This window comes from Synechococcus sp. R3-13, from assembly GCF_047462195.1.
Lineage (GTDB): Bacteria > Cyanobacteriota > Cyanobacteriia > Thermostichales > Thermostichaceae > Thermostichus.
Map to the genome: position 1 here is coordinate 1 of NZ_JANSIO010000362.1, position 2,436 is coordinate 2,436.

Consider the following 2,436-nt stretch of genomic DNA (forward strand, 5'->3'; position numbering starts at 1 on the left):
CAGCGGGCCGTAGGCCTTAGGGCGGGGCTTTAAACCCAGTTTTCTTGGTAACTGCAAGGATTGACAATAGAGATCGCCGGTACGTTCCAGATGACCTTGAAGTAGCGATGCGCTTTTTGGACTCCGACCCATGCCCGAACAATCGGATCCCCTCACCCGCAGCTTGATTGCCCTGATCCGGGGTTACCAGGTCGGCATTTCTCCTTGGCTGCCACCTGCTTGTCGCTATTACCCCACCTGCTCTCAGTACACCTTGGAAGCGGTGCGGCGCTACGGTGCCCTACGAGGGGGTTGGCTGGGGATCCGTCGCCTCTGTCGCTGTCATCCCTGGCACCCAGGGGGCTACGATCCGGTTCCCGATTTGCCGGGATCCGCGCCGACCCAGAAACCCTCCCCCCAGCCGGGCTCCCACTCTAGAGACACCTAGCACTTAGGTTGATTGTGGGTAGCAAGCCACAACCTCGATTTCTACTCGGGCATTGAGGGGCAGGCGGGCCACCTGTACGCAAGAGCGAGCCGGAGCCGGATCGGTGGCAAAAAACTCTCGATAAACCTCGTTCATGGCCGCAAAATCCTCCATATCGGCCAGGAAAACCGTTGTCTTCACCACCTGGGAGAGAGTGGTGCCCCCCGCTTCCAGCACCGCCTGCACGTTCAGCAATGCCTGCCGAGTTTGAGAAACAATGTCCTCCCCCACCAGTTTGCCGGTTTTGGGATCCAGGCCCACCTGCCCGGCAGTAAACAGGAATGGCCCCAGAGCAGCAACACCCTGGCTGTAGGGGCCGACAGGAGCGGGGGCAGCTTCGGTTTGCACGCCACAAAGACATGGCCCAGGCCGATCCCGGTAGTGGCCGATCTCTGGCTGGGCCGGCTTCGTCTGCTCCATAGAGGTTTGCCCAACTCTGTCGCTACGCTACCACAGGTGGATCGCCAAAAAGCGGGGCCAAGAATGCCAAGATGAACTCGTTGAGAGGGAGAGGGATCCATGCCGTTGATCAAGCTGCAAACGTCTGTGCAACCAGAAGCCGCCGCGGTAGGGGAACTGCTCAAGGTGCTGTCTGCTGCTCTATCTGAACAGTTGGGCAAGTCGGAAGCCTACGTGATGACTGCCTTTGAAGGTGGGATCCCGATGACCTTTGCCGGCAGTGGGGATCCCTGTTGCTACGTGGAAATCAAGAGTATCGGGCAATTTTCCGCCCAACAAACCCGGGCCATGAGCGAGTTTTTTTGTGGCACCATCGAGGCCCGATTGGGGATCCCCAAGAAGAGGATTTACATTGAGTTCAGCGATGCCAAAGGCTATCTTTGGGGATGGAATGGCACGACTTTCGGGTAAAGATGCTTCCCCCACTCTGAGAGCTGTTTACTCCAGCTTGCTCCAGCTCACCTCACAGGCACTTTACTAGGAGTTTGGCCAATGGAAGAGCTGCCTCAACCCAGCACAAACCCTCAAAAGCAGCGGATTTTGCTCAAGCTTGCTGCGGTTTTGGGCTCGGCCATCTTTATCTTTTGGGCAGCACATCGATTGGGATTTTTTGGGGTTATTCAAGACTGGCTCACCGGGGCTCTGGCTTGGATGGAAAGCTTGGGGCCGCTGGGGCCGATCCTCTTCATTGCCATTTACATTGTGGCGACGGTGCTGCTTTTACCGGCTTCGGTGCTGACCTTGGGGGCAGGAGCTGTGTTCGGGGTGGTGGCCGGAACTGTGTATGTGCTAATCGGGGCAACCATTGGAGCGAATTTGGCCTTTTTCATCGGGCGCTACTTGGCGCGGGAACAGGTGGCGAAATGGATTGAGGGAAATGCCAAGTTTGCGGCCATCGACCGAGCAGTGGGACGTGAGGGATGGAAAATAGTCGGCCTGATTCGGCTGTCGCCTGCGTTTCCCTTCAATGTGCTCAACTACGCCCTAGGGCTGACCCGAATTTCTTTTCTGGATAACTTGTTGGGCACTGCCGGGATCGTGCCGGGCACTTTTATGTATGTGTACATCGGCTCATTGGCGGGATCCCTGGCCGACATGGAAGGCGCGGAGTTGGATCCTCAGGCTCAAACCGCCCAATGGGTCGTTCGCCTCGTGGGGCTCATCGCCACCATAGCCGCTACCGTCTACGTCACTCGCATTGCCCGCAAAGCCCTACAAGAAGCGGTGGAGCCTGCCTAGGGAATTGCATTTTAAACAAGAATGAAATCTGTTGCATTGCTTCCCAACTCCTCTCTCTCTGGGAGAAGGACTGGAGGTGGTCGCGGAAGCGGCGCGGAGCGTTTGGGCAGCAGTAGGAGTGTCTCAATCCAGTTTGAAATGACTATAAGTTGGCTCGGCGAGCTAGTGTGTAGAAAGCACCGGGTTGAGAACGCTCACCGTTGGGCAGAGGCTTAGCCGACAGCTTGACAGAGGGTTTCCTGCCTGATACATTTACGCTGAACACTGCTGAA

The 2,436-nt window shown here is 57.0% G+C and carries 4 protein-coding genes; 3 read left to right on the forward strand and 1 reads right to left on the reverse strand.

Going from position 1 to position 2,436, the window contains the following annotated elements; genetic code table 11:
• Positions 1-130: 130 nt before the first annotated feature.
• The gene (yidD, locus tag NW856_RS10980) at positions 131-427 is read left to right on the forward strand and encodes a membrane protein insertion efficiency factor YidD (protein WP_414357215.1); all 297 of its coding nucleotides are present in this window, start codon (positions 131-133) and stop codon (positions 425-427) included.
• A gap of 3 nt (positions 428-430) precedes the next feature.
• Here yidD and NW856_RS10985 read toward each other — a convergent pair whose 3' ends face one another.
• Positions 431-814: a RidA family protein gene (locus NW856_RS10985; RefSeq protein WP_414357217.1), complete on the reverse strand. Its 384-nt coding sequence runs from the start codon at positions 812-814 to the stop codon at positions 431-433.
• Between the two features lie 171 nt (positions 815-985).
• On the opposite strand from NW856_RS10985, the gene NW856_RS10990 reads away from it, so the two are divergent.
• Together NW856_RS10990 and NW856_RS10995 are read left to right on the forward strand one after the other, a co-directional pair.
• Complete coding sequence (locus NW856_RS10990) at positions 986-1,336, forward strand: phenylpyruvate tautomerase MIF-related protein (protein ID WP_414357213.1); 351 nt, start codon at positions 986-988, stop codon at positions 1,334-1,336.
• An 81-nt stretch (positions 1,337-1,417) separates the two neighbouring features.
• A complete protein-coding gene (locus NW856_RS10995) occupies positions 1,418-2,164 on the forward strand; it encodes a TVP38/TMEM64 family protein (protein WP_414400272.1) in 747 nt (248 codons plus the stop codon).
• Positions 2,165-2,436 lie beyond the last annotated feature (272 nt).